Origin of the sequence: Pseudomonas sp. R3-57, assembly GCF_051132065.1 — a bacterium.
Taxonomy (GTDB): domain Bacteria; phylum Pseudomonadota; class Gammaproteobacteria; order Pseudomonadales; family Pseudomonadaceae; genus Aquipseudomonas.
Genome location: NZ_CP071655.1, coordinates 5592925 through 5613981, shown reverse-complemented (window position 1 = coordinate 5613981; position 21057 = coordinate 5592925). Strand labels below are relative to the sequence as shown.

15 protein-coding genes are annotated in these 21057 nt (G+C 60.7%); 13 read left to right on the top strand and 2 right to left on the bottom strand.

Going from position 1 to position 21057, the window contains the following annotated elements:
* Positions 1-10: 10 nt before the first annotated feature.
* Positions 11-2656 (bottom strand): pyruvate dehydrogenase (acetyl-transferring), homodimeric type, encoded by a 2646-nt coding sequence (gene aceE, locus J3P93_RS25195; RefSeq protein ID WP_434593069.1) that lies wholly within the window; start codon positions 2654-2656, stop codon positions 11-13.
* Between the two features lie 384 nt (positions 2657-3040).
* Here aceE and glnE point away from each other — a divergent pair, with 384 nt between their 5' ends.
* The 11 genes from glnE (at position 3041) to J3P93_RS25140 (ending at position 17560) form a co-directional block, all read left to right on the top strand.
* Positions 3041-5980, top strand: coding sequence for a bifunctional [glutamate--ammonia ligase]-adenylyl-L-tyrosine phosphorylase/[glutamate--ammonia-ligase] adenylyltransferase (gene glnE / locus J3P93_RS25190; RefSeq protein ID WP_434593066.1), 2940 nt, complete (start codon positions 3041-3043; stop codon positions 5978-5980).
* A 326-nt stretch (positions 5981-6306) separates the two neighbouring features.
* A complete protein-coding gene (gene waaF / locus J3P93_RS25185) occupies positions 6307-7341 on the top strand; it encodes a lipopolysaccharide heptosyltransferase II (protein ID WP_434593063.1) in 1035 nt (344 codons plus the stop codon).
* A gap of 1 nt (position 7342) precedes the next feature.
* Positions 7343-8404, top strand: a complete 1062-nt coding sequence (gene waaC / locus J3P93_RS25180; protein ID WP_434593060.1) for a lipopolysaccharide heptosyltransferase I — start codon at positions 7343-7345, stop codon at positions 8402-8404.
* Entirely contained in the window at positions 8404-9525 is a 1122-nt protein-coding gene (locus tag J3P93_RS25175; RefSeq protein ID WP_434593058.1) for a glycosyltransferase family 4 protein, read from the top strand. The genes waaC and J3P93_RS25175 overlap by 1 nt, the downstream gene beginning before the upstream one ends.
* Complete coding sequence (rfaP, locus tag J3P93_RS25170; RefSeq protein WP_434593055.1) at positions 9525-10331, top strand: lipopolysaccharide core heptose(I) kinase RfaP; 807 nt, start codon at positions 9525-9527, stop codon at positions 10329-10331. The genes J3P93_RS25175 and rfaP overlap by 1 nt, the downstream gene beginning before the upstream one ends.
* Positions 10331-11065, top strand: a complete 735-nt coding sequence (locus J3P93_RS25165) for a lipopolysaccharide kinase InaA family protein (protein WP_206414733.1) — start codon at positions 10331-10333, stop codon at positions 11063-11065. Before rfaP ends, J3P93_RS25165 begins: the two co-directional genes overlap by 1 nt.
* A complete protein-coding gene (locus tag J3P93_RS25160; RefSeq protein ID WP_434593053.1) occupies positions 11062-11814 on the top strand; it encodes a lipopolysaccharide kinase InaA family protein in 753 nt (250 codons plus the stop codon). The genes J3P93_RS25165 and J3P93_RS25160 overlap by 4 nt, the downstream gene beginning before the upstream one ends.
* Entirely contained in the window at positions 11814-13283 is a 1470-nt protein-coding gene (locus J3P93_RS25155; RefSeq protein WP_434593051.1) for a lipopolysaccharide kinase InaA family protein, read from the top strand. Before J3P93_RS25160 ends, J3P93_RS25155 begins: the two co-directional genes overlap by 1 nt.
* Positions 13284-13399: 116 nt before the next feature.
* Positions 13400-15154, top strand: a complete 1755-nt coding sequence (locus tag J3P93_RS25150; protein WP_090280623.1) for a carbamoyltransferase family protein — start codon at positions 13400-13402, stop codon at positions 15152-15154.
* Positions 15147-16055, top strand: coding sequence for a glycosyltransferase family 2 protein (locus J3P93_RS25145; RefSeq protein WP_434593047.1), 909 nt, complete (start codon positions 15147-15149; stop codon positions 16053-16055). Before J3P93_RS25150 ends, J3P93_RS25145 begins: the two co-directional genes overlap by 8 nt.
* 59 nt (positions 16056-16114) lie before the next feature.
* Positions 16115-17560, top strand: a complete 1446-nt coding sequence (locus J3P93_RS25140; protein ID WP_434593045.1) for a hypothetical protein — start codon at positions 16115-16117, stop codon at positions 17558-17560.
* Positions 17561-17563: 3 nt separating this feature from the next.
* On the opposite strand, the gene J3P93_RS25135 is transcribed toward J3P93_RS25140, so the two are convergent.
* Positions 17564-18217: a toluene tolerance protein gene (locus tag J3P93_RS25135; RefSeq protein ID WP_434593042.1), complete on the bottom strand. Its 654-nt coding sequence runs from the start codon at positions 18215-18217 to the stop codon at positions 17564-17566.
* Positions 18218-18342: 125 nt separating this feature from the next.
* On the opposite strand from J3P93_RS25135, the gene msbA reads away from it, so the two are divergent.
* The gene (msbA, locus tag J3P93_RS25130) at positions 18343-20163 is read left to right on the top strand and encodes a lipid A export permease/ATP-binding protein MsbA (protein WP_434593039.1); all 1821 of its coding nucleotides are present in this window, start codon (positions 18343-18345) and stop codon (positions 20161-20163) included.
* A complete protein-coding gene (locus J3P93_RS25125) occupies positions 20157-21053 on the top strand; it encodes a GNAT family N-acetyltransferase (protein ID WP_434593036.1) in 897 nt (298 codons plus the stop codon). The genes msbA and J3P93_RS25125 overlap by 7 nt, the downstream gene beginning before the upstream one ends.
* The last annotated feature ends 4 nt before the right edge of the window (positions 21054-21057 follow it).

Below are 21057 nucleotides of genomic sequence, written 5' to 3'. Positions count from 1 at the left end.
AAATGTCTCCTCAGCAGTCCAGTGGGTTGCGTTTTTCCGGGTCGATGCCGAACTTGACGATGGCCTCAGCCACGACTTTAGGTTCGATATCACCACGGTCAGCCAGTGCTTCCAGGGCTGCCAACACCACGAAATGACGGTCGACTTCGAAGAAATGACGCAGTTTCTTGCGGCTGTCGCTACGGCCGAAACCGTCGGTGCCCAGGACTTTGAATTCCTTGGACGGTACCCACTGACGGATCTGCTCGGCGAACAGCTTCATGTAGTCGGTAGAGGCGATGACCGGACCTTTACGGCCGTTCAGGCATTCTTCGACGTAGCTCAGCTTCGGCTTCTGGCCAGGCTTTAGACGGTTGCTGCGCTCTACGGCGAGGCCATCGCGACGCAGTTCGTTGAAGCTGGTAACGCTCCACACGTCGGCGCCGACGTTGAACTCTTCACGCAGGATCTTCGCCGCTTCACGCACTTCACGCAGGATGGTGCCGGAGCCCATCAGCTGGACGTGATGCGCCGCGTCGCGGGTGTCTTCCTCGAGCAGGTACATGCCTTTCTTGATGCCTTCTTCGGCACCGGCCGGCATGGCTGGCTGCTGGTACGACTCGTTCATCACGGTGATGTAGTAGAAGATGTCCTGTTGCTCTTCGGTCATCTTCTTCATGCCGTCCTGAATGATCACCGCCAGCTCGTAGCCGTAGGTCGGATCGTAGGTGCGGCAGTTCGGGATGGTCGCGGCCAGCAGGTGGCTGTGACCGTCTTCGTGCTGCAGACCTTCACCGTTCAGGGTGGTACGGCCGGCGGTGCCGCCGATCAGGAAGCCACGGGTACGGCTGTCGCCGGCAGCCCAGGCCAGGTCGCCAATACGCTGGAAGCCGAACATCGAATAGAAGATGTAGAACGGCAGCATCGGCTGGTTGTGGCTGGAGTACGAAGTACCGGCGGCGATGAACGAGCTCATGGCGCCTGCTTCGTTGATGCCTTCTTCAAGGATCTGACCTTTCTGGTCTTCCTTGTAGAACATCACCTGGTCTTTATCGACTGGCTCGTAGAGCTGGCCGACGGATGAGTAGATGCCGAGCTGACGGAACATGCCTTCCATACCGAAGGTACGGGCTTCGTCCGGGATGATCGGAACGATGCGCGGGCCGATTTCCTTGTCCTTGACCAATTGCGCGAGGATTCGCACGAAGGCCATGGTGGTGGAAATTTCGCGGTCGCCGGAACCGTCAAGGATGGCCTTGAGGGTATCCAGATCCGGAGTCGGTACGCTGAAGCTCTGCGCGCGGCGCTGTGGTACGAAACCGCCCAATGCCGAGCGACGCTCGGCGAGGTAGCGGGCTTCGGCGCTGTTTGGCTCAGGCTTGAAGAACGGCAGGTTCTCCAGCTCTTCGTCCTTGACCGGGATGTCGAAACGGTCGCGGAACAGCTTCAGGCTGTCGACATCGACTTTCTTGGTGTTGTGCGCGGTGTTTTTCGCTTCGCCGGCACCGGTGCCATAACCCTTGATGGTCTTGGCGAGGATGACGGTTGGTTGTTCCTTGTGGTTGACCGCTTCGTGGTACGCCGCGTAGACCTTGTACGGGTCGTGGCCGCCACGGTTGAGTTTCCAGATCTCGTCGTCGGACAAATCGGCAACCATTGCCTTGAGTTCAGGCGTGTTGAAGAAGTGCTCGCGAACGAACGCGCCGTCTTTGGCTTTGTAGTTCTGGTACTCGCCGTCGATGACTTCGTCCATGCGACGCTGCAGGATGCCGTCGACGTCCTTGGCCAGCAGTGGGTCCCAGAAACGGCCCCAGATGACTTTGGTCACGTTCCACTGTGCACCACGGAACACGCCTTCGAGTTCCTGGATGATCTTGCCGTTGCCGCGAACCGGGCCGTCGAGGCGCTGCAGGTTGCAGTTGATGACGAAGATCAGGTTGTCCAGCTTCTCGCGGCCGGCCAGGGAGATCGCGCCCAGGGATTCCGGCTCGTCGCACTCGCCGTCGCCCAGGAAGCACCAGACTTTCTGTTTGCCCGGCTGAATGAAACCGCGGTGTTCTAGGTACTTCATGAAACGTGCCTGGTAGATTGCCTGGATCGGACCCAGACCCATCGATACGGTCGGGAACTGCCAGAAGTCAGGCATCAACCACGGGTGCGGATAGGACGACAGGCCTTGACCATCGACTTCCTGACGGAAGTTGTTCATCTGGTCTTCGGTGATGCGGCCTTCCATGAAGGCACGGGCGTAAACGCCTGGCGAGGTGTGGCCCTGGAAGTAGATCAGGTCGCCGCCGTGTTCGTCGGTCGGGGCCTGGAAGAAGTAGTTGAAGCCGATGTCATACAGGGTCGCACTGGAAGCGAAGCTGGAGATGTGACCACCCAGGTCAGAATCTTTCAGGTTCGTACGCATTACCATGGCCATCGCGTTCCAGCGTACCAGCGAGCGAATGCGGCGTTCCATGAACAGGTCGCCAGGCATGCGTGCTTCGTGGGTAACGGGGATCGTGTTGCGGTAAGGCGTGGTGATGGCGTAAGGGAGCTGCGAACCGCTGCGGGTCGCCAGTTCACCCATACGGGTCATCAGATAGTGAGCACGGTCTTCGCCTTCTTTGTCGAGAACCGATTCCAGGGCGTCCAGCCATTCCTGGGTTTCGACGGGATCGAGGTCTTGCATGGCTTGCTCCAGGGCGGAAAGGCTTCCAGAATCGGTTGCCTGAGTTTGCGACTGGCCTTGTGGGCAGACGATTTAAAATTCTTGGATTGCCGACAGGTTGTTCCGGCGGCGTGTAGTTTTACTACAAATCTTCCGGCATTTCAGCCTTTCGAATGTATAGACGAGTAGTAAAACTACAGAAGAATGGCTCGTGGCCTCCAACTGCGTTGTGAGAATAATCGTTAAGGTTGGTCTTTTGCCATCCGAAAAAGGTGAAACTTTGATATTCGCTGCCAACGACAATGAATTTTCAGCTATTTCTAACTTTTGTTCGACACTCCAGCGGGTAGCGGCTTTTCGCCAATCACTACAAGCGGCCATTTACACGCCGATCAAGGATAGACCATGACCCTGCCCGTGCTTGCCGAACTGCCCGCCATTCTCCTGCCGTTGGTCAATCGATCCGAGCAGTCGTTCCGTACGGCCGTCGCCGCGCTGGATGACGATCACGGTCTGGCGAACTGGTCCTCCGAGCGCTGGGCGCAGTTCGCCCGCGTCAGCGCCGCCAGCGAGTTTGTCATTGAACAGAGCGTTCGTGACCCTTTGATGTTGCTGGCGCTGGTGCAGTCCGGCGAACTCGACCGGGCTTATGCACCGGGCGAACTGTGCACGCAAATTGCTGCTGCGGTAAATGCCGCGCAGAGCGAAGACGAGCTCGGCCGCGCCCTGCGCCGCCAGCGCGCCCGGCATCAGGTGCGGATCATCTGGCGTGACCTCACCCGCCAGGCCGATCTGGTGCAGACCTGTCGCGATCTTTCGGACATGGCCGACGCCACCATCGACCAGGCCTATCAATGGCTGTACAGCCGTCATTGCGAACAGTTCGGCACGCCGACCGGGCGCCGCAGCGGTCTGCCGCAGCAGATGGTCATTCTCGGCATGGGCAAGCTCGGCGCCGTCGAATTGAATCTGTCGTCGGACATCGACCTGATTTTTGCCTATCCCGAAGGCGGCGAAACCGTTGGGGTGAAGCGCTCGCTGGACAACCAGGAATTTTTCATCCGTCTCGGCCAGCGCCTGATCAAGGCGCTCGACCCGATGACCGTCGACGGCTTCGTCTTTCGTGTCGACATGCGTCTGCGTCCGTACGGTTCGTCCGGCGCGCTGGTGCTGAGCTTCAATGCGCTGGAGCAGTATTACCAGGATCAGGGTCGCGATTGGGAACGCTACGCGATGATCAAGGCGCGGGTGGTGGCCGGCGATCAGGCGGCGGGTGCGCAATTGCTCGATATGCTGCGGCCGTTCGTTTACCGGCGCTATCTGGACTTCTCGGCGATCGAAGCGCTGCGCACCATGAAGCAGCTGATCCAGCAGGAAGTGCGGCGCAAGGGCATGGCCGACAACATCAAGCTGGGCTCTGGTGGCATCCGTGAGGTCGAGTTCATCGCCCAAGCCTTTCAGTTGATCCACGGCGGGCGCGACCTGAGCCTGCAACAGCGTCCTCTATTAAAGGTGTTGAGCACGCTGGAAGGGCAGGGTTATCTGCCGCCGGCGGTGGTCAGTGAGTTGCGCGAAGGCTACGAATTCTTGCGTTACACCGAACACGCCATCCAGGCGATCGCCGACCGTCAGACCCAGATGCTCCCGGATGGCGCTCAGGATCAGGCGCGCATTGCCTTCATGCTCGGTTTCGCCGATTGGGAGGCTTTCCACGAAAAACTGATGTTCTGGCGCGGCCGTGTGGCCTGGCACTTTGCCCAGGTGATCGCCGATCCCGACGAGGAGGAGGGCGCCGAAAACGAAGTGGTGGTTGGCGGTGAATGGCTGCCACTGTGGGAAGAGGCCCAGGACGAGGAAGCGGCTTGCCGTCAGTTGCAGGAGGCCGGTTTTGCCGATGCGAGCAAAGCCCTGAAAGCCCTGGCCGGTTTGCGCGGCAGTCCGCAATTGCGCGCCATGCAGCGTTTGGGACGAGAGCGACTCGATGCGTTCATTCCGCGTCTGCTCGCGCAAGCGGTGGAGCATGACAACCCCGATCTGGTGCTTGAACGGGTGCTGCCGTTGGTCGAGGCGGTGGCCCGGCGTTCGGCGTATCTGGTGCTGTTGACCGAGAACCCCGGCGCCCTGCGGCGGTTGTTGACGCTGTGCGCGGCGAGTCCCTGGATCGCTGAACAGATCACCCGCTTTCCGCTGCTGCTCGACGAGTTGCTGAATGAGGGGCGTCTGTTCAAGCCGCCCTTGGCGCCGGAACTGGCCGCCGAGTTGCGCGAACGGTTGACGCGGATTCCCGAAGACGACCTCGAACAGCAGATGGAAGCCCTGCGCCATTTCAAACTGGCGCACCGCTTGCGCGTCGCCGCCTCGGAAATCGCCGGCAGCCTGCCGTTGATGAAAGTCAGCGATTACCTGACCTGGCTGGCCGAGGCGATTCTTGAGCAAGTGCTGGCCCTGGCCTGGCGCCAGACGGTGGCCAAGTACGGCACGCCGCTGCGCACCGACGGCACCTTGTGCGACCCCGGCTTCATTATTGTCGGTTATGGCAAGGTCGGCGGTCTGGAGCTGGGGCATGGTTCGGATCTGGATCTGGTGTTCATTCACGACGGCGATCCGCATGCGGAAACTGACGGGCCGAAGTCGATCGACGGTGCGCAATTCTTCACGCGGCTGGGGCAGCGGATCATTCACTTGCTGACGGCGCAGACCAACTCCGGCCAGCTCTACGAAGTCGACATGCGTTTGCGCCCGTCTGGTGCGGCGGGCTTGTTGGTCAGTTCCCTAGGCGCGTTCGCCCGCTATCAGGAAAATGAAGCCTGGACCTGGGAACACCAGGCATTGGTGCGGGCGCGAGTGCTGGTCGGTAGTCAGGATGTTGGCCAGGCATTCGAAAAAGTCCGCGCGCAAGTACTGGGCAAGCCCCGCGATCTGGCGAAGCTGCAGCAGGAAGTCAGCGAGATGCGCGCGAAGATGCGCGACAACCTCGGCACCAAGAGCACCGCAGCCGGCACGGCGGCCAATGCCTTCGAGGCCACAGCCTCGTTCGACCTCAAGCAGGACGCCGGAGGTATCGTCGATATTGAATTTATGGTGCAATACGCGGCTCTGGCGTGGTCGCAAAGCCACCCGCCACTGCTGCGCTGGACCGATAACATCCGCATTCTGGAAACGCTGGAACACGCAGGGCTGATGCCTGCCGAAGACGCCAGCCTGCTGCGCGAGGCCTATAAAGCCTACCGCTCGGCCGCGCACCGGCAGGCGCTGCAGAAGGACGCCGGAGTGATTACGGGCGACCAGTTTGCCGAAGAACGCCGGCAGGTCATGCGAATCTGGCGTGAGTTGGGGCTAAGCTGAACACACCAGTTTGGCGTGAGTTTCAAATGTGGGAGCGAGCCTGCTCGCGAAGGCGGCGTGTCAGGCGAGGTCGATGCTGGATATGCCGGCCCCTTCGCGAGCAGGCTCGCTCCCACAGTGGATCTACCGTGTTCAAGGATTTGCGGCAAAACGAATAACCCTGTGGGAGCGGGCTTGCCCGCGATAGCGGAGTATCAGACGACAATAATGTTGGATGTGAAGACCCCATCGCGAGCAGGCTCGCTCCCACAGAAGATCTACAGTGTTTGTAGAATTCTCGAGGCGGGGAGGCGTAATTGCCTCCCCGGTTCGTTTTTGGAAAGCACATGAATATTTTGATCGTTGGGCCCAGTTGGGTCGGTGACATGGTGATGGCGCAGACACTGTTTCAGGGTCTCAAACAGCGCCACCCGCAATGCGCAATCGACGTGCTGGCGCCCGAGTGGAGCCGGCCGATCCTTGAACGCATGCCCGAAGTGCGCAAGGCCTTGAGCTTCCCGCTCGGCCACGGCGCACTGGAACTGGCGACGCGTCGGCGCATCGGCAAATCTCTGGCCGGGCAGTACGATCAGGCGATCCTGCTGCCCAACTCGTTGAAGTCGGCGCTGGTGCCGTTTTTTGCCGGCATCCCCAAACGCACCGGCTGGCGTGGCGAGTTCCGTTACGGCCTGCTCAACGACGTGCGCGCGCTGGATAAAGAACGTTATCCGCTGATGATCGAGCGCTTCATGGCGCTGGCCTACGAGCCGAACGCTGAATTGCCGAAACCCTACCCGCGGCCGAGCCTGCAAATCGATCCGCAGACCCGCGAAGCGGCGCTGGCCAAGTTCGGCCTGAGCCTCGACCGCCCGGTGTTGGCCCTGTGCCCCGGCGCCGAGTTCGGCGAATCCAAGCGCTGGCCGTCCGAGCACTACGCCAAAGTCGCCGAAGCGCGCATTCGCGAAGGCTGGCAGGTGTGGCTGTTCGGTTCGAAAAACGATCACGCGGTCGGCGAAGACATCCGCGCACGTTTGATTCCGGGCCTGCGGGAGGAATCGGTCAATCTCAGTGGCGGTACTTCGTTGGCCGAGGCCATCGACCTGCTGTCGTGTGCAGACTCGGTGGTGTCCAACGACTCCGGCCTGATGCACGTCGCCGCTGCGTTGAACCGCCCGCTGGTCGCCGTCTACGGTTCGACTTCGCCGGGCTTCACCCCGCCGCTGGCCGAGCAGGTCGAAGTCGTGCGCCTGGGCATCGAATGCAGCCCGTGCTTCGACCGTACCTGCCGTTTCGGCCATTACAACTGCCTGCGCCAATTGATGCCGGAGGCCGTCAACGACGCCTTGCACAAGTTGCACGGCTCCGTGGTCGAGGTTCATTAAGTTGCGGGTACTGTTGATCAAGACTTCATCGCTGGGCGACGTGATCCACGCGTTGCCGGCGCTGACCGACGCGGCCCGGGCGATTCCCGGGATCAAGTTCGACTGGGTCGTGGAGGAAGGCTTCGCCGAAATTCCGACCTGGCACCCGGCGGTCGGCAAAGTGATCCCGGTGGCGATCCGCCGCTGGCGCAAGAACCTGTGGAAGACCCTCACCAGCGGCGAATGGAAGCGCTTCAAACAAAGCGTGCGCGCCAACCAATACGATCTGGTGATCGACGCCCAGGGCCTGCTGAAAAGCGCCTGGCTGACCCGCTACGTCAAAGCCCCGGTGGCCGGCCTCGATAAAACCTCGGCCCGTGAACCGCTGGCGGCGCGTTTCTATGATCGCAAACTGGCCGTGGCCCGTGGTCAGCACGCCGTCGAGCGGGTACGGCAACTGTTCGCCATCACGCTGGGTTATGACCTGCCCAAAGGCCTGGGCGATTACGGCCTCAACGTCGAGCGCCTGGTCGAGCTGCCGCGCAAGAACGCTTTCGTGGTGTTCCTGCATGGCACCACTTGGGACACCAAGCACTGGCCGGAAATCTACTGGCGCGAGCTGACCGAACGGGTCGGCTACCTCGGTGTCGGCGTGAAGCTGCCTTGGGGCAACGAGCAGGAAAAGGCTCGCGCCGAAAGGATTGCCGCTGGCTTCAAGCATGCCGAAGTGCTGCCAAAGCTGAATCTGGCCGGCGTCGGCAAGGTGCTTGCCGGCGCGCAAGCCTGCGTCGCAGTGGACACCGGCCTCGGTCATCTGGCCGCGGCGCTGGACGTGCCGACCATTTCGTTGTTCGGCCCGACCAACCCGGGCCTGACCGGCGCTTACGGCAAGCTGCAGATTCACCTGGCCAGCGATTTTCCGTGCGCACCGTGCATGCAGAAGAAATGTACCTATCAACCGACCGCGCAGGATGCCCGGCAGTTTGACCTCAAGCGTGAACAGCCGCTGTGCTTCACGCGTGTAAACCCCGAGCGTGTCGCCAGCCGACTGAGCACGTTGTTAATGGCTGAGGAGCTGCGCTGATGCAATTGGCATTCGTCCTGTACAAATATTTCCCGTTCGGCGGCTTGCAGCGCGACTTCATGCGCATCGCCCTCGAATGCCAGCAGCGCGGCCATCAGATCCGCGTCTACACGCTGATCTGGGAAGGCGACGTGCCGCCGGGCTTCGAAGTGCTGGTGGCGCCGGTCAAGGCGTTGTTCAACCACCGTCGCAACGAAAAGCTCAGTGCGTGGATGCAAGCAGATCTGGCCAAGCGTCCGGTCGACCGGCTGATCGGCTTCAACAAGATGCCCGGTCTCGACGTCTATTACGCGGCCGACGGCTGCTTCGAAGACAAAGCGCAGAACCTGCGAAACTCGCTGTACCGTCGCTGGGGTCGCTATCGCCACTTCGCCGAGTACGAGCGCGCCGTGTTCGCGAAAGATGCGAAAACCGAAGTGCTGATGATTTCCGAAGTGCAGCAACCGTTGTTCATCAAGCATTACGACACCCCGCTCGAACGCTTCCATCTGCTGCCGCCTGGCATTGCCCAGGACCGTCGACGCCCGGCGAATGCCGATGAAATTCGTGCCGGTTTCCGTGCCGAGTTCAATCTCAGGGACGACGAGCTGCTGCTGGTGCAGATAGGCTCCGGCTTCAAGACCAAAGGCGTCGATCGCAGCCTCAAGGCCCTCGCCGCGTTGCCCGCCGAACTGAAGAAACGTACCCGGCTGTTTGTAATCGGCCAGGATGACCCCAAATTATTCCAGATGCAGAGTGCGACGTTGGGCCTGGGCGACAACGTGACGTTTCTCAAGGGGCGCAGCGATATCCCGCGTTTTCTGCTCGGTGCCGATCTGTTGATCCACCCGGCGTACAACGAGAACACCGGCACCGTGCTGCTTGAAGCGCTGGTCGCCGGCCTGCCGGTACTGGTCAGCGCGGTCTGCGGTTACGCCCATTACATCGCCGAGGCCGACGCCGGGCGAGTACTGGACGAACCGTTCGAGCAGACGCAGTTGACGCAATATCTGACTGACATGTTGAGCGACGACGCTGCACGGGCGGCCTGGAGCCGCAATGGTCTGGCCTTCGCCGAGACGGCCGACCTCTACAGCATGCCGCAGCACGCGGCCGATGTGATTCTGGCGGAGCACGCTTAATGAAGTTGATGCTGGCTGAACCGTTCAAAAGCCTTTGGGCCGGACGCGATCCGTTTGCCGAAGTCGAAGGCTTGCAGGGCGAGGTATACCGCGAGCTGGAAGCACGCCGGACACTGCGCACGGAAGTCGACGGCAATGGGTTTTTTGTGAAGATCCACCGGGGCATCGGCTGGGGCGAAATCTTCAAGAACCTGCTGACCGCCAAGCTGCCGGTACTCGGCGCGGGCCAGGAATGGCAGGCGATTCAACGTCTGCAGGAAGTCGGCGTACCGACCATGACCGCTGTGGCCTATGGCGAGAAGGGCAGTAACCCGGCGGATCAGCATTCGTTCATTGTTACCGAAGAGTTGGCGCCGGCCATCAGCCTGGAAGACTTCAGCATCGACTGGGTCAAGCAGCCGCCCGAGCCAAAGCTCAAGCGCGCATTGATTGCCGAGGTCGCCCGCATGACCGGCATGATGCACCGTGCCGGCGTCAACCACCGCGATTGCTACATCTGTCACTTCCTGCTGCACACCGATAAACCGGTGACGCCGGAAGATTTCAAGCTGTCGGTGATCGACCTGCACCGCGCGCAGACCCGCCCGGCGATTACGCAGCGCTGGCGCAACAAGGATCTGGCGGCGCTGTACTTTTCTGCGCTGGACATCGGCCTGACCCGCCGCGACAAGCTGCGTTTTCTCAAGGGCTATTTCCAGCAGCCGCTGCGCCAGATCCTTGCCGAAGAAGCGCCGCTGCTGAGCTGGCTGCAAGGCAAGGCCGACAAGCTCTACGCACGCAAACAGCGTTACGGGGATGCGCTCTGATGGCGGGGTGGATTCTGGAGCCGGCCTACAGCGATCTCGCCGAAGATTTCGGCAGTCTCGAAGCGGTGTTTGCCCTGCAAGGCGAGCGCCTGACCCGCGACCCGCTGTCCGAGGTGATTCGCGTACAGCGCAACGGCGTCAATTACTACGTCAAACGCTACGTCGGCGCCGGTAAAGGCTTGCGCCGTTACCTCGGCAAGCCGCGGGTGAAGATGGAGTGGCAGAACCTCAAGCGCTTCGCCAAGTGGGGCATTCCCACTGCCGAAGTGGTCGCCTGGGGCCTGGAGCGACGCGGAGCTGCGTATGATCGCGGCGCGATGATCACCCGCGAACTGCCGCATACCGAAGACCTCTCGGCGCTTGCCGAACGCAAGGACCCGAAACTCAGGGATCGCGCCTGGGTCGACGGCGTCAGTCGGCAGCTGGCCGGTTATACCCGGACAATGCACGATCACCGTTTCACCCATAACGATCTGAAATGGCGCAACCTGTTGATTGACGATCAGGCGCACATCTTTCTGATCGACTGCCCCAATGGCGAGTTCTGGCGCGGCTTCTGGCTCAAGTATCGGATCACCAAGGATCTGGCCTGTCTCGACAAGCTCGCCAAATATCACCTGTCGAACACCCAGCGCCTGCGCTTTTACAAGCAGTATCGCCAGTGCGATCGGCTTGATAGCGCCGACAAGAAGCGGATTCGGCACGTGGTGAGATTTTTCGAGGGACGTGAATGACTGATTTTCTGGCCGACGATGACCGCGCACTGCTGGCGCGCCATGGCCTGGACACTTTTGATGCGCTGTGGGCAAAAGAGCTTGAGGCGGTCGACGAACCCAACACCGCCGGCGGTGGCTGGAGCAGTGTGTTTCGTCTGAATCTGGAGGGGCAGGGCTATTACCTCAAGCGCCAGAGCAACTATCTGACGCGCACGCTGCATGCGCCGTTCGGCGAGCCCAGTTTTGCCCGCGAGTTTCGCAACATCAGCCGCTATCGCAAGCTCGGCATACCGGCGCTGCAAGCGGTGTTCTTCGGTGAGCGCAAGGTCGGCGGCGAAGTTCGCGCGATTCTGCTGACCCGCGCGCTGGACGGCTGGAGCGACCTGGATTCGCTGTTGCAACGCTGGGCACAACTCGACCGCGCGCAGCAGTCGGCGATCCTGCGTGCCTGCGGGCTGCTGGCGCAGCGTCTGCATGGTGTGCGTCAGGTGCACGGTTGTTTTTATCCCAAGCATATTTTCTTGCGGGCCGTGGGTGACGAGTACCAGGCGCAATTGATCGATCTGGAAAAGACCCGGCCGTTGCTGTTCGGCCTGCGCGACCGCATCAAGGATCTGGAGCCGTTGCAGCGCCGTGCGCCGCAGTGGACCGAGGCGCAATTGCGCGAGTTGCTGGCGGCTTACCTGGATCAGCCTGGCGACAGCTCGCTGGTCGACAGCTGGCTCGCCCGGCTGACCGCGCGTCGCACGCACAAGGAGACGCGCTGATGCGACTGTCCCAACTGGCCAATGTCGGCCGTACTCCGGCGCTGCCGCTGACGGTAACGCTGGCCGATGCCGCCGGCAGTGCCGACTTGCAGCTGTTGAGTCTGCTGCGGGTATTGCCGGGGCAGCGTTATGTGGGCGCCGGCGTCTGGCGCGGCCGGCCGGTGCTGGCCAAGCTGCTGGTTGGCAGCAAGGCCGCGCGGCATTTTCAGCGTGAGCTGCAAGGCGTGCGTCTGCTGGCTGAGCAAGGCCTGACCACACCGCTGCTGCTGGCCGATGGGCTGACCAATGGCGAGGGTGGCTGGCTGCTGTTCGAACTACTGGAAAACGCCGAAAGCCTGGGCGACGCCTGGGCACAGGTCGAATCCCTGCCGGTGTTAGCCGACGAGCAGTCCGCGGTGCTGGCCGAGGCGCTGGGCGCGATTGGTCAATTGCACGGCAAAGGCCTCTGGCAGGAAGACCTGCACCTGGACAATCTGCTGCGCCATGGCGGCCAGTTGTACTTGATCGACGGCGCCGGTATTCGCGCGGAAACCGCCGGGCAACCGTTGTCGCGGCAAAAAGTGCTGGAAAATCTCGGGGTGTTTTTCGCCCAGTTGCCCAAGGCGCTGGAACCGTTCACCGAAGAGCTGCTGGTGTATTACCTGCTGAGCAACAGCGAGCACGCGTTGCCGCTGGAAGCCTTGCAGAAACAGATCGACAAGGTGCGCCGTTGGCGACTGAAGGACTTCCTGCTCAAGGTCGGCCGCGAATGTACGCTGTTCAGCGTACGGCGCGGCGCATTCGGCCTGCGGGCGATCCGCCGCGAAGAAGAAGCGGCGATGGTGCCGGTGCTGGAGCAGGCCGACGCATTGCTTGCTCAGGGTCATCTCTACAAGACCGGCGGCGCGGCGAGCGTTGGCAAGGTGCAGGTGGGCGAGCGCACGCTGCTGATCAAGCGCTACAACATCAAGGGGTTCGCCCATTGGCTCAAGCGCTTCTGGCGGCCGAGCCGTGCCTGGCACTCTTGGCGCGAGGGCAATCGCCTGGCGTTTCTCGGGATCGCCACACCGAAACCCCTGGCCGTGCTGGAAAAACGCTTCCTCTGGCTGCGCGGTCGCGCCTGGCTGGTGACCGAGTTCCTGCCGGGGCCGGACATCATCGAGCGCTTTGCGCCGTATGTCGAAAGTGGCGAAGCGCCCGAGGCGGAACTGCAGGCGCTAGATTCTCTGTTTGCGCAATTGATCAATGAACGCATCAGTCACGGTGATTTCAAAGGGCACAACCTGTTCTGGCACGAAGATCGCTGGGCATTGATCGATCTGGACTCGATGTGTCAGCACGGCTCTATCAGCAGTTTTGCGCAGGCGTATGCCCGTGACCGCGCGCGATTCATGCGCAACTGGACGCAAAACAGTGCCTTGTATCGAGTCATTGATCAGCGATTGCCGAATGAGGTGGCCGATTCATCCTCGGTCAATCGCACAGGGTAATTCCCCTGTCGTTTACGCTATAATCCCGCGCTTTAGCTGTCTCTCGCCTGTGCGGGGATACATCCATTTTTCAAGGCGCTTCGCGCCTGTACGCAGACTTAAGAGGCTAGACCCCTGTGGCATTGACGATTCTTGGCCTGTCCGGCGCCCTTAGCCATGACCCTTCAGCAGCCTTGTACATCGACGGCAAGCTGGTGGCGGCGGCTGAAGAAGAGCGCTTCGTACGCGATAAGCATGCAAAGAACCGCATGCCCTACGAATCGGCGAAGTTCTGTCTGGAACAGGCCGGCATCAAGCCGTCCGATGTTGACGTGGTCGCGATCCCGTTTGCCCCGATCAGTCTCTTCGGCAAGGCCCGCTGGCACTACGCCAAGCGCTACTGGTATGCCCCGGATCGCGCCCTCGATGCGATCCTGATGGGCAACCGCCGCTACAAGCGTTATCGCAACAAGATCGTCTGGTGCCTTGAGCAACTGGGTTTCGATCCGAAAAAGATCAAGATCGAGCCGGTCGAGCATCATCTGGCTCACGCCTCCAGCGCTTACCACTGCTCCGGTTTCAAGGAAAAAACCGCGATCCTCGGGATCGACGGCAAGGGCGAGTACGCCACGACCTTCTTCGGTTATGGTGAAAACGGCAAGATCCACAAGATCAAGGAGTTCTTCGATCCGGACTCCCTCGGCGGTCTGTACGGGGCGATCACCGAGTTCCTCGGCTTCGAAATGCTTGACGGCGAATTCAAGGTCATGGGCATGGCGCCCTACGGTGATGCCAGCAAGTACGACTTTTCACGTCTGGCCTCGTTCGAGAACGGCGAGCTGGTGATCAACACCGACTACGCCAACGTGATCGGCCTGCGTCGCTACAAGGAGAAGGGCAAAGGCTTCTACTTCTCGCCGAAGCTGATCGAATGGCTGGGCCCGAAGCGCGAAGGTGATATTGCTGACGAGCCGTACATCCACTACGCCGCGAGCATGCAAGCGCTGTTCGAGAAACTGGCGTTGCAGATGATCGACCACTATCTGGGCGACGTGCTCAAGGAAACCGGCAAGCTGGCGTTCGCCGGTGGCTGTGCGTTGAACGTCAAGCTGAACCAGAAAATCATCGCCCGCGACGACATCAAGGAGCTGTTCGTGCAGCCTGCGTCCGGCGATGCCGGCACTGCAGTGGGCGCCGCGGCTTATGTGTCGCACGCGCGTGGCGTACCGGTGGAGAAGATGGAACACGTCTATCTCGGCCCGTCCTACAGCAACGAAGACGTGATCGCCGCGTGCGCTCGTCACGCCAACAAGCCGGCCTGGCGCAAGCTCGACAACATGCCGGAGCAGATCGCCAGAATCATGGTCGACGGCAACCCGGTCGCCTGGTTTCAGGGGCGCATGGAGTTCGGTCCGCGTGCCTTGGGCGGTCGTTCGATCATCGGTTGCCCAAGCGTTGCTGGTGTGGCCGACCGGATCAACCATCAGATCAAGTTCCGCGAGCGCTGGAGGCCTTTCTGCCCGTCGATGCTCGACACCGTTGCGCCGCAGATGATCAAGATCGATCACCCGGCACCGTTCATGACGTTCACCTTCGAAGTTGCTGAAGAGTGGAAAACCCGCGTGCCGGAAGTCGTCCACGAAGACGGCACTTCTCGCGCCCAGGTACTCAAGCGTGAATACAACCCGCGCTACTACGACATGATGAAGGCGCTGGAAAACCTCACCGGCAACGGTGTATCGCTGAACACCTCGCTCAACCGTCGTGGCGAACCGATGATCTGTTCGCCAACCGATGCGCTGAACATGTTTTTCGGTTCGGATCTGGAATACCTGATCATGGAAGATATTCTGGTCGTGAAAGAGGGTGTGAAAGGATACGAACTTGACTGAGACACTGATCAGCGTCGTCATTCCGGTCTACAACTACGCGCGAACTCTTTCACGTGCAGTGGAGTCGGTATTGGCGCAGCTGGACGAGGCGGTGGCGGATTTACTGGTCATTGACGACGGGTCGACGGACGACACGCCTCAGGTCGTCGAACAGCTCTTGCTCAAGCATGGCGGGCGCTTTCGTGCGCTGCGCAAAAGCAATGGTGGATTGTCCTCGGTGCGCAATCTTGGCATCGAGGAAACCACCGGGCAGTTTCTGGTGTTTCTCGATTCCGATGACGAGATGGCGCCCGGCGCATTGGCGGCGCTGTCGCAACACATCGCCGGTAACCCGCAAAGCCGGATGGTGATCGGGTCGCATTGGTCAGTGTTCGCTGATGGCAAGCGCAGCTTGCAGGCCGCCAGGCCACTGCCGGCGGCGCCGCGACAGCGGTTGCAGGGTTACTTGCTGGACAAGACCGTGTCTATTTCAAATGGCGCGTGTGCGATGCATCGCAGCGTTTTCGGCCCGGGCAATTACCCCGAGCATCTGCGCAATGTTGAAGACTTGCCGGTATTTGCCCAGGTTCTGGCGCGTTTTCCATGCAGCGTCGTGAACGAACCGTTGGCGCTGATTCACAAGCACGCGGACAGCATGCGCCATGATTTGCGCCAGAGCCTTGCGGCCGGCACCGATCAGGTGGTCAACGAAGTGTTTTCCCGCCGGCGCATGCCTGAGCAAATGCAGGATTTGCGTCAGGCATTTCTGGCGCAGCGTTGTCTGTCCTTGTTTCGCGATTGCTACTCGCACGGCGAATACCAATTGGCCAAGGACTTCTATTTAAAGGCCTTGCGTGCTGACTGGCGCACGATCAAGCGCTGGTCCTACGCGCGCAAGGCATTGCGATCATTATTTCGGTAAATCGCAGGGAAGAGTGTGTACCTGATTATGGATGAGGTGGCTGGGTGAGGGTTGTGAGCATGAAGATTGGGGCTCAAGTCTCCCGGATCATCGATGAATATCCTGTAGGGCTGGCATTCCTTGGCAGTGTGCTGTTATCGCTGATCGCTGTGTTGGGCACGGCAACGGTGGGGCGTGATGCCGCGCTGTACATTGATATTGCGCAACAGGTCACCGAGCTCGGGCCCAATGTGGCATGGGCAACGTTCGACTGGCCGTGGTTTTCGTTACTGCTCGCCGCCACGCACAGTGTTTTGCGCTTGCCGCTGGAATTGAGCGCGTATCTCTGGTGCGGTCTGTTTTTCGCCGGCACCAGCGCGTTGATGGTCGATTGCGTGCGTCAGCGTTCGCCTGATCTGGCGCGCTGGGCCTGCCTTGTGGTGCTAGCGATGCCGGCGGTCAACGCCTTTCGAAACGACATCATCCGCGAATGCGGCTTCTGGTTTCTCTGCACCTTGGCGCTGTGGCTCGCGTCGCGCTGGCAATCGCGCGGCGGTTGGCTGTGGGCGGCCGCCATTCATCTGGCGATTGCGGCTGCAGCGCTGTTTCGCCTTGAGGCGCTGCTGCTGGTGCCGGCTCTGGCACTGTGGCAACTGCCTAATCTGTGGACGCCGAACCGTCGCATGCAATTCGTGCAGTTCTCGATTCTGCCAATGGCAGGCCTGCTGCTGGTGGCGGTGACGGGTGTATTGATGTCGGCGCGGGTCGTGCTCTATCTGGACATGATCGAGCCTCGCGGAGTGTTCGCCTCGTTTCAGATGTTGTGCGATCAGTTCGGCAATTCGCTGATCAATAAATATTCCCAGGACGAGGCCGGCCGTATCATCTTTTTCGGCATCCTGGCGACGATGACCATCTCGTTCGTGAAGCTGATGGGGCCGTTCGCTGTGCCGTTCGTTCTGCGCCGCAATTGGGGCGTGCTCGGCACGTACTGGCGCGATTACCGCCCGTTCGCCTGGGCGGCGCTGCTGTATCTGGTGGTGCTGGTGCTGTTTTTCGTCAAGCAGCAGTTCATGAACGCGCGCTATCTGAGCTTCCTCAACCTGTTGTTCGTGCCGGTGATGGCGATGGGGCTGGCGGCGTTCGTTCGCCGGTTTCCGCGGCTGGGTAAGGCGCTGGTGGTTCTGGGCTTGCTGATGATGCTGGCAAACGTGGTGTCCACAGGTGCCGGCAAGACGCATTACGTTGCCGCTGGGCGCTGGGCGTCAAGCCACATCGAGCGTGGTGTGCCGACCTACTTCGAAGACGGTCGGATCAGTTATTACGCCGGTCGCGGCTACGTGCTGCCGAGCCTGACCCGTGAAGAAGCGATGTCGCCGACGCACGCGGCAAAATTCCGCTACTTCGTAATCGAGGCGAAGGGAGATGAGCCGTGGCTGGAGGAGTGGCTGGCGGCGCACCAAATGCACGTGCTCGAACACTTCAAGAATCGCAAGGGTGCCACGTTGGTGGTTATCGGGCGCTGAGGCTTACACCAGCAACGGCCGCAGGCGAGAGATCAGTGGCGCCTGTCGGTTGCTCGGCAGTGCCTGGCGGTAGCCTTCGATAAAGCTGGCGCCGGCGTCGTCGCCAAGCAACCACTGACGGTCCTCCTTATAGCGCAGCAAGTGCGCGAAGTTGCGCAGGCGTTTGCTGTCACTCAGTGCGCGTTTCTGGCAGCGCAAGTCGGCGATGTCGATCAGGCCCAATTGGTTGTCTGGCGTCAGCACCACGTTGCCAAAGTGCAGCGATCGAAAGTACACGCCTTTTTCATGCAGCAGGGCGAAGTAGCTGCCCAGTTGCATTCTCAGTGAATCGCCATCCTCAGCCGAACCTTGTAACTGACGCACCGTGCGGCCTTCCAATGGACTGTAATAAACACCGTCGCGCTCGATGCTCGGGATGCGATAGACCGCGATGACTTGCGGGCAAAGGATGCCGCGTTGCTGCAGCGCCCGGGTGTTGTTGGCAAAGCGCTGCGCGTAGGGGAAGAACAGCGCCGAGCTGAGCAAGCGCTTGCGACGGAACAGTTTGAGCATGCGGCCGTCGGCCAGCCTCAGCACTTTATCGCCGGAACCGTCGGCCTCCAGAACCTGTGCACCTTTGCGCAGTGCCTCGTAAGTGCTGTGGTCAATCGATTGCATAGCGGGCTCCCCATCGTTAGCGGCGTATCTTAACCGACTTGGTCAAAGGCTGGCGCGCCGTCATGTTTATCGGGGAAAAAAGGCCTGTGATATCATCCCCGCCTCACTGAATTGTGCGGATCACCATGAGCAGTCCTGAACCGAAAGCCCAGTCAACGCTGGCGATCTACTTCCGCCTTTTGGCTTACGTGCGGCCCTATGCCGGTCTTTTTCTCCTCAGCATCGTCGGGTTTCTGATTTTCGCATCGACCCAGCCGATGCTCGCCTACATCCTCAAGTACTTCGTCGACGGCCTGGCCAATCCTGAAGCCAGCCTGTTCCCGGGCAACCCTTATCTGGGCGATTTGCAGTTGCTGCAAACCGTGCCGCTGATGATCGTGTTCATCGCCTTGTTGCAGGGCGTGGGTTCGTATCTGGGTAACTTCTTTCTCGCCCGGGTTTCTCTGGGGCTGGTCCACGACCTGCGGGTGGTGCTGTTCAACAAATTGCTGGAACTGCCCAACCGCTTCTTCGACAAGAACAACTCCGGTCATCTGATTTCGCGGATTACCTTTAACGTGACCATGGTCACCGGCGCGGCAACGGACGCGATCAAAGTGGTCATCCGCGAAGGCATGACCGTGATCTTTCTGTTCTGCACGTTGTTGTGGATGAACTGGAAGCTGACCCTGGTCATGGTGGCGATCCTGCCGGTCATCGGCATCATGGTGAACAGCACCAGCAAAAAATTCCGCAAGCAGAGCAAGAAGATCCAGGTGTCGATGGGCAACGTCACGCATGTGGCCTCCGAGACCATCCATGGTTATCGCGTGGTGCGCAGCTTCGGCGGCGAAACCTATGAGAAGCAACGCTTTCGCGATGCCAGCCAGAGCAATACCGACAAGCAACTGACGATGACCAAGACCGGCGCGGTGTACACGCCGATGCTGCAATTGGTGACATACAGCGCCATGGCCGTGGTCATGTTCCTCGTGCTTTACCTTCGCGGCGATGCCTCGCCGGGTGATCTGGTGGCCTACATCACTATGGCGGGTCTGTTGCCCAAGCCGATCCGGCAGTTGTCGGAAGTCAGCTCGACGATTCAGAAAGGCGTGGCCGGTGCCGAAAGCATTTTCGAACAACTGGATGAGCCGGCCGAGGTGGATCAGGGCAGCGTCGAACGCGATCGCCTCGAAGGACGCCTGGAAGTGCGCAACCTCAGCTTCCAGTATCCGGACACCGACAAACCGGTGCTCAACGACATCAGCTTCAGCGTCGAGCCGGGGCAGATGGTTGCACTGGTCGGGCGTTCGGGCAGCGGCAAGTCGACTCTCGCCGGGTTGATTCCGCGCTTCTACCAGCACGAGCACGGGCAGATTCTGCTCGATGGCGTCGAAGTCCAGGATTTCACCCTGCGTAGCCTGCGCCGTCAGATCGCACTGGTGACTCAAGCCGTGACACTGTTCAACGATACGGTCACCAACAACATTGCTTACGGCGACCTTGCCGGTGCGCCGTTGGAGGAGGTCAAGCGCGCGGCTCGCGAGGCTTACGCCGACGAGTTCATTGCCAAGATGCCTCAGGGTTACGAAACCATGGTCGGTGAAAACGGCGTGTTGTTATCCGGTGGCCAGCGTCAGCGCATCGCCATCGCCCGTGCCTTGCTCAAGGATGCGCCGTTGCTGATTCTCGACGAGGCCACGTCGGCCCTCGACACCGAGTCTGAGCGGCACATTCAGGCGGCGCTGGATCATGTTGTGCAAAACCGCACCACGCTGGTCATCGCGCACCGCTTGAGCACCATCGAAAAAGCCGACCTGATTCTTGTGATGGACGAAGGACGGATTGTCGAGCGTGGCTCCCATGTGCAATTGCTCGAGCAAAACGGCTATTACGCGCGACTGCACGCCAAGGAATTCGAAGAAGGTGACGAACCTCAGCCGACCCACGCGACCGACGTATGCTGACGGTGTTTCGCAGCTTCCGTGAGCGTGGCTGGACCGAGATCGACCGCGACAGCTATGCCCAAGCCTGGCAGCGTTTCGGCGGCAGCTTTGCGACGCACCCCGACGTGGTCGAACGCTTGTCGAGCTTCGTCAAGATCGAGCTGCGCTACCTGGGCTGGCTGGTCGGCGGCGAAATCGTCGCTGCCGTGCCGTGCTGGGGCCGGCATGTGGCGTTGTCCAAGGAAGTGCTCAAGCGCGAGGGCAAGCGCGGCTTGCTCGACATGGGCAACGCGGAAATCATCCTGCCGATTGCTGCTGACGTGGTTGTGCCGGTGCGCCAGCGCATGGCGTACGTGTCGCAACTCAATGCCACGCAGATCAGCACGCTGAAACCGCAGCCCGAAGGTTTGGCCCTGGCGCGATTGCCGGAAGAATATTCAAAGAAATTTCGCTACAACCAGCGCCGCGAGCAGCGTCTGCTGGAAGAAGCGGGCGGGTCGCTGGTGCCAATGTCCGACTTTACCGCGCAAGAGCAGGCCGCTGCTTACAGCGACCTGTTTCAGCGTCGCTGGGGTTTTGAAGTGCCGGGCAAGGCCGGGCTGGTTGAAGTGTTCAGCTTGTTGCGCGAGTTCATGACCGGCTCGGTGGTAATGCTCGATTCGGTGCCGGTGGCCATTCAGGTGTTGTACCGCGTCGAGGCCCCGCAGTGGGTTTCGCTGGAATACGTCAACGGTGGTGTCGATCCGCAAAGCCGCGAATTCAGCCCCGGCAGTGTGCTGAGTTTCGTCAACACCCAGCAGGCGTGGGCGGATGCCCAGGCGCTGGGCAAGCCGCTGCGTTACTCGTTCGGCCGTGCCGACCGGGAATACAAGGATCGCTGGTGCCACACGGTGCCGGTCTACAAGGTCTGAATCA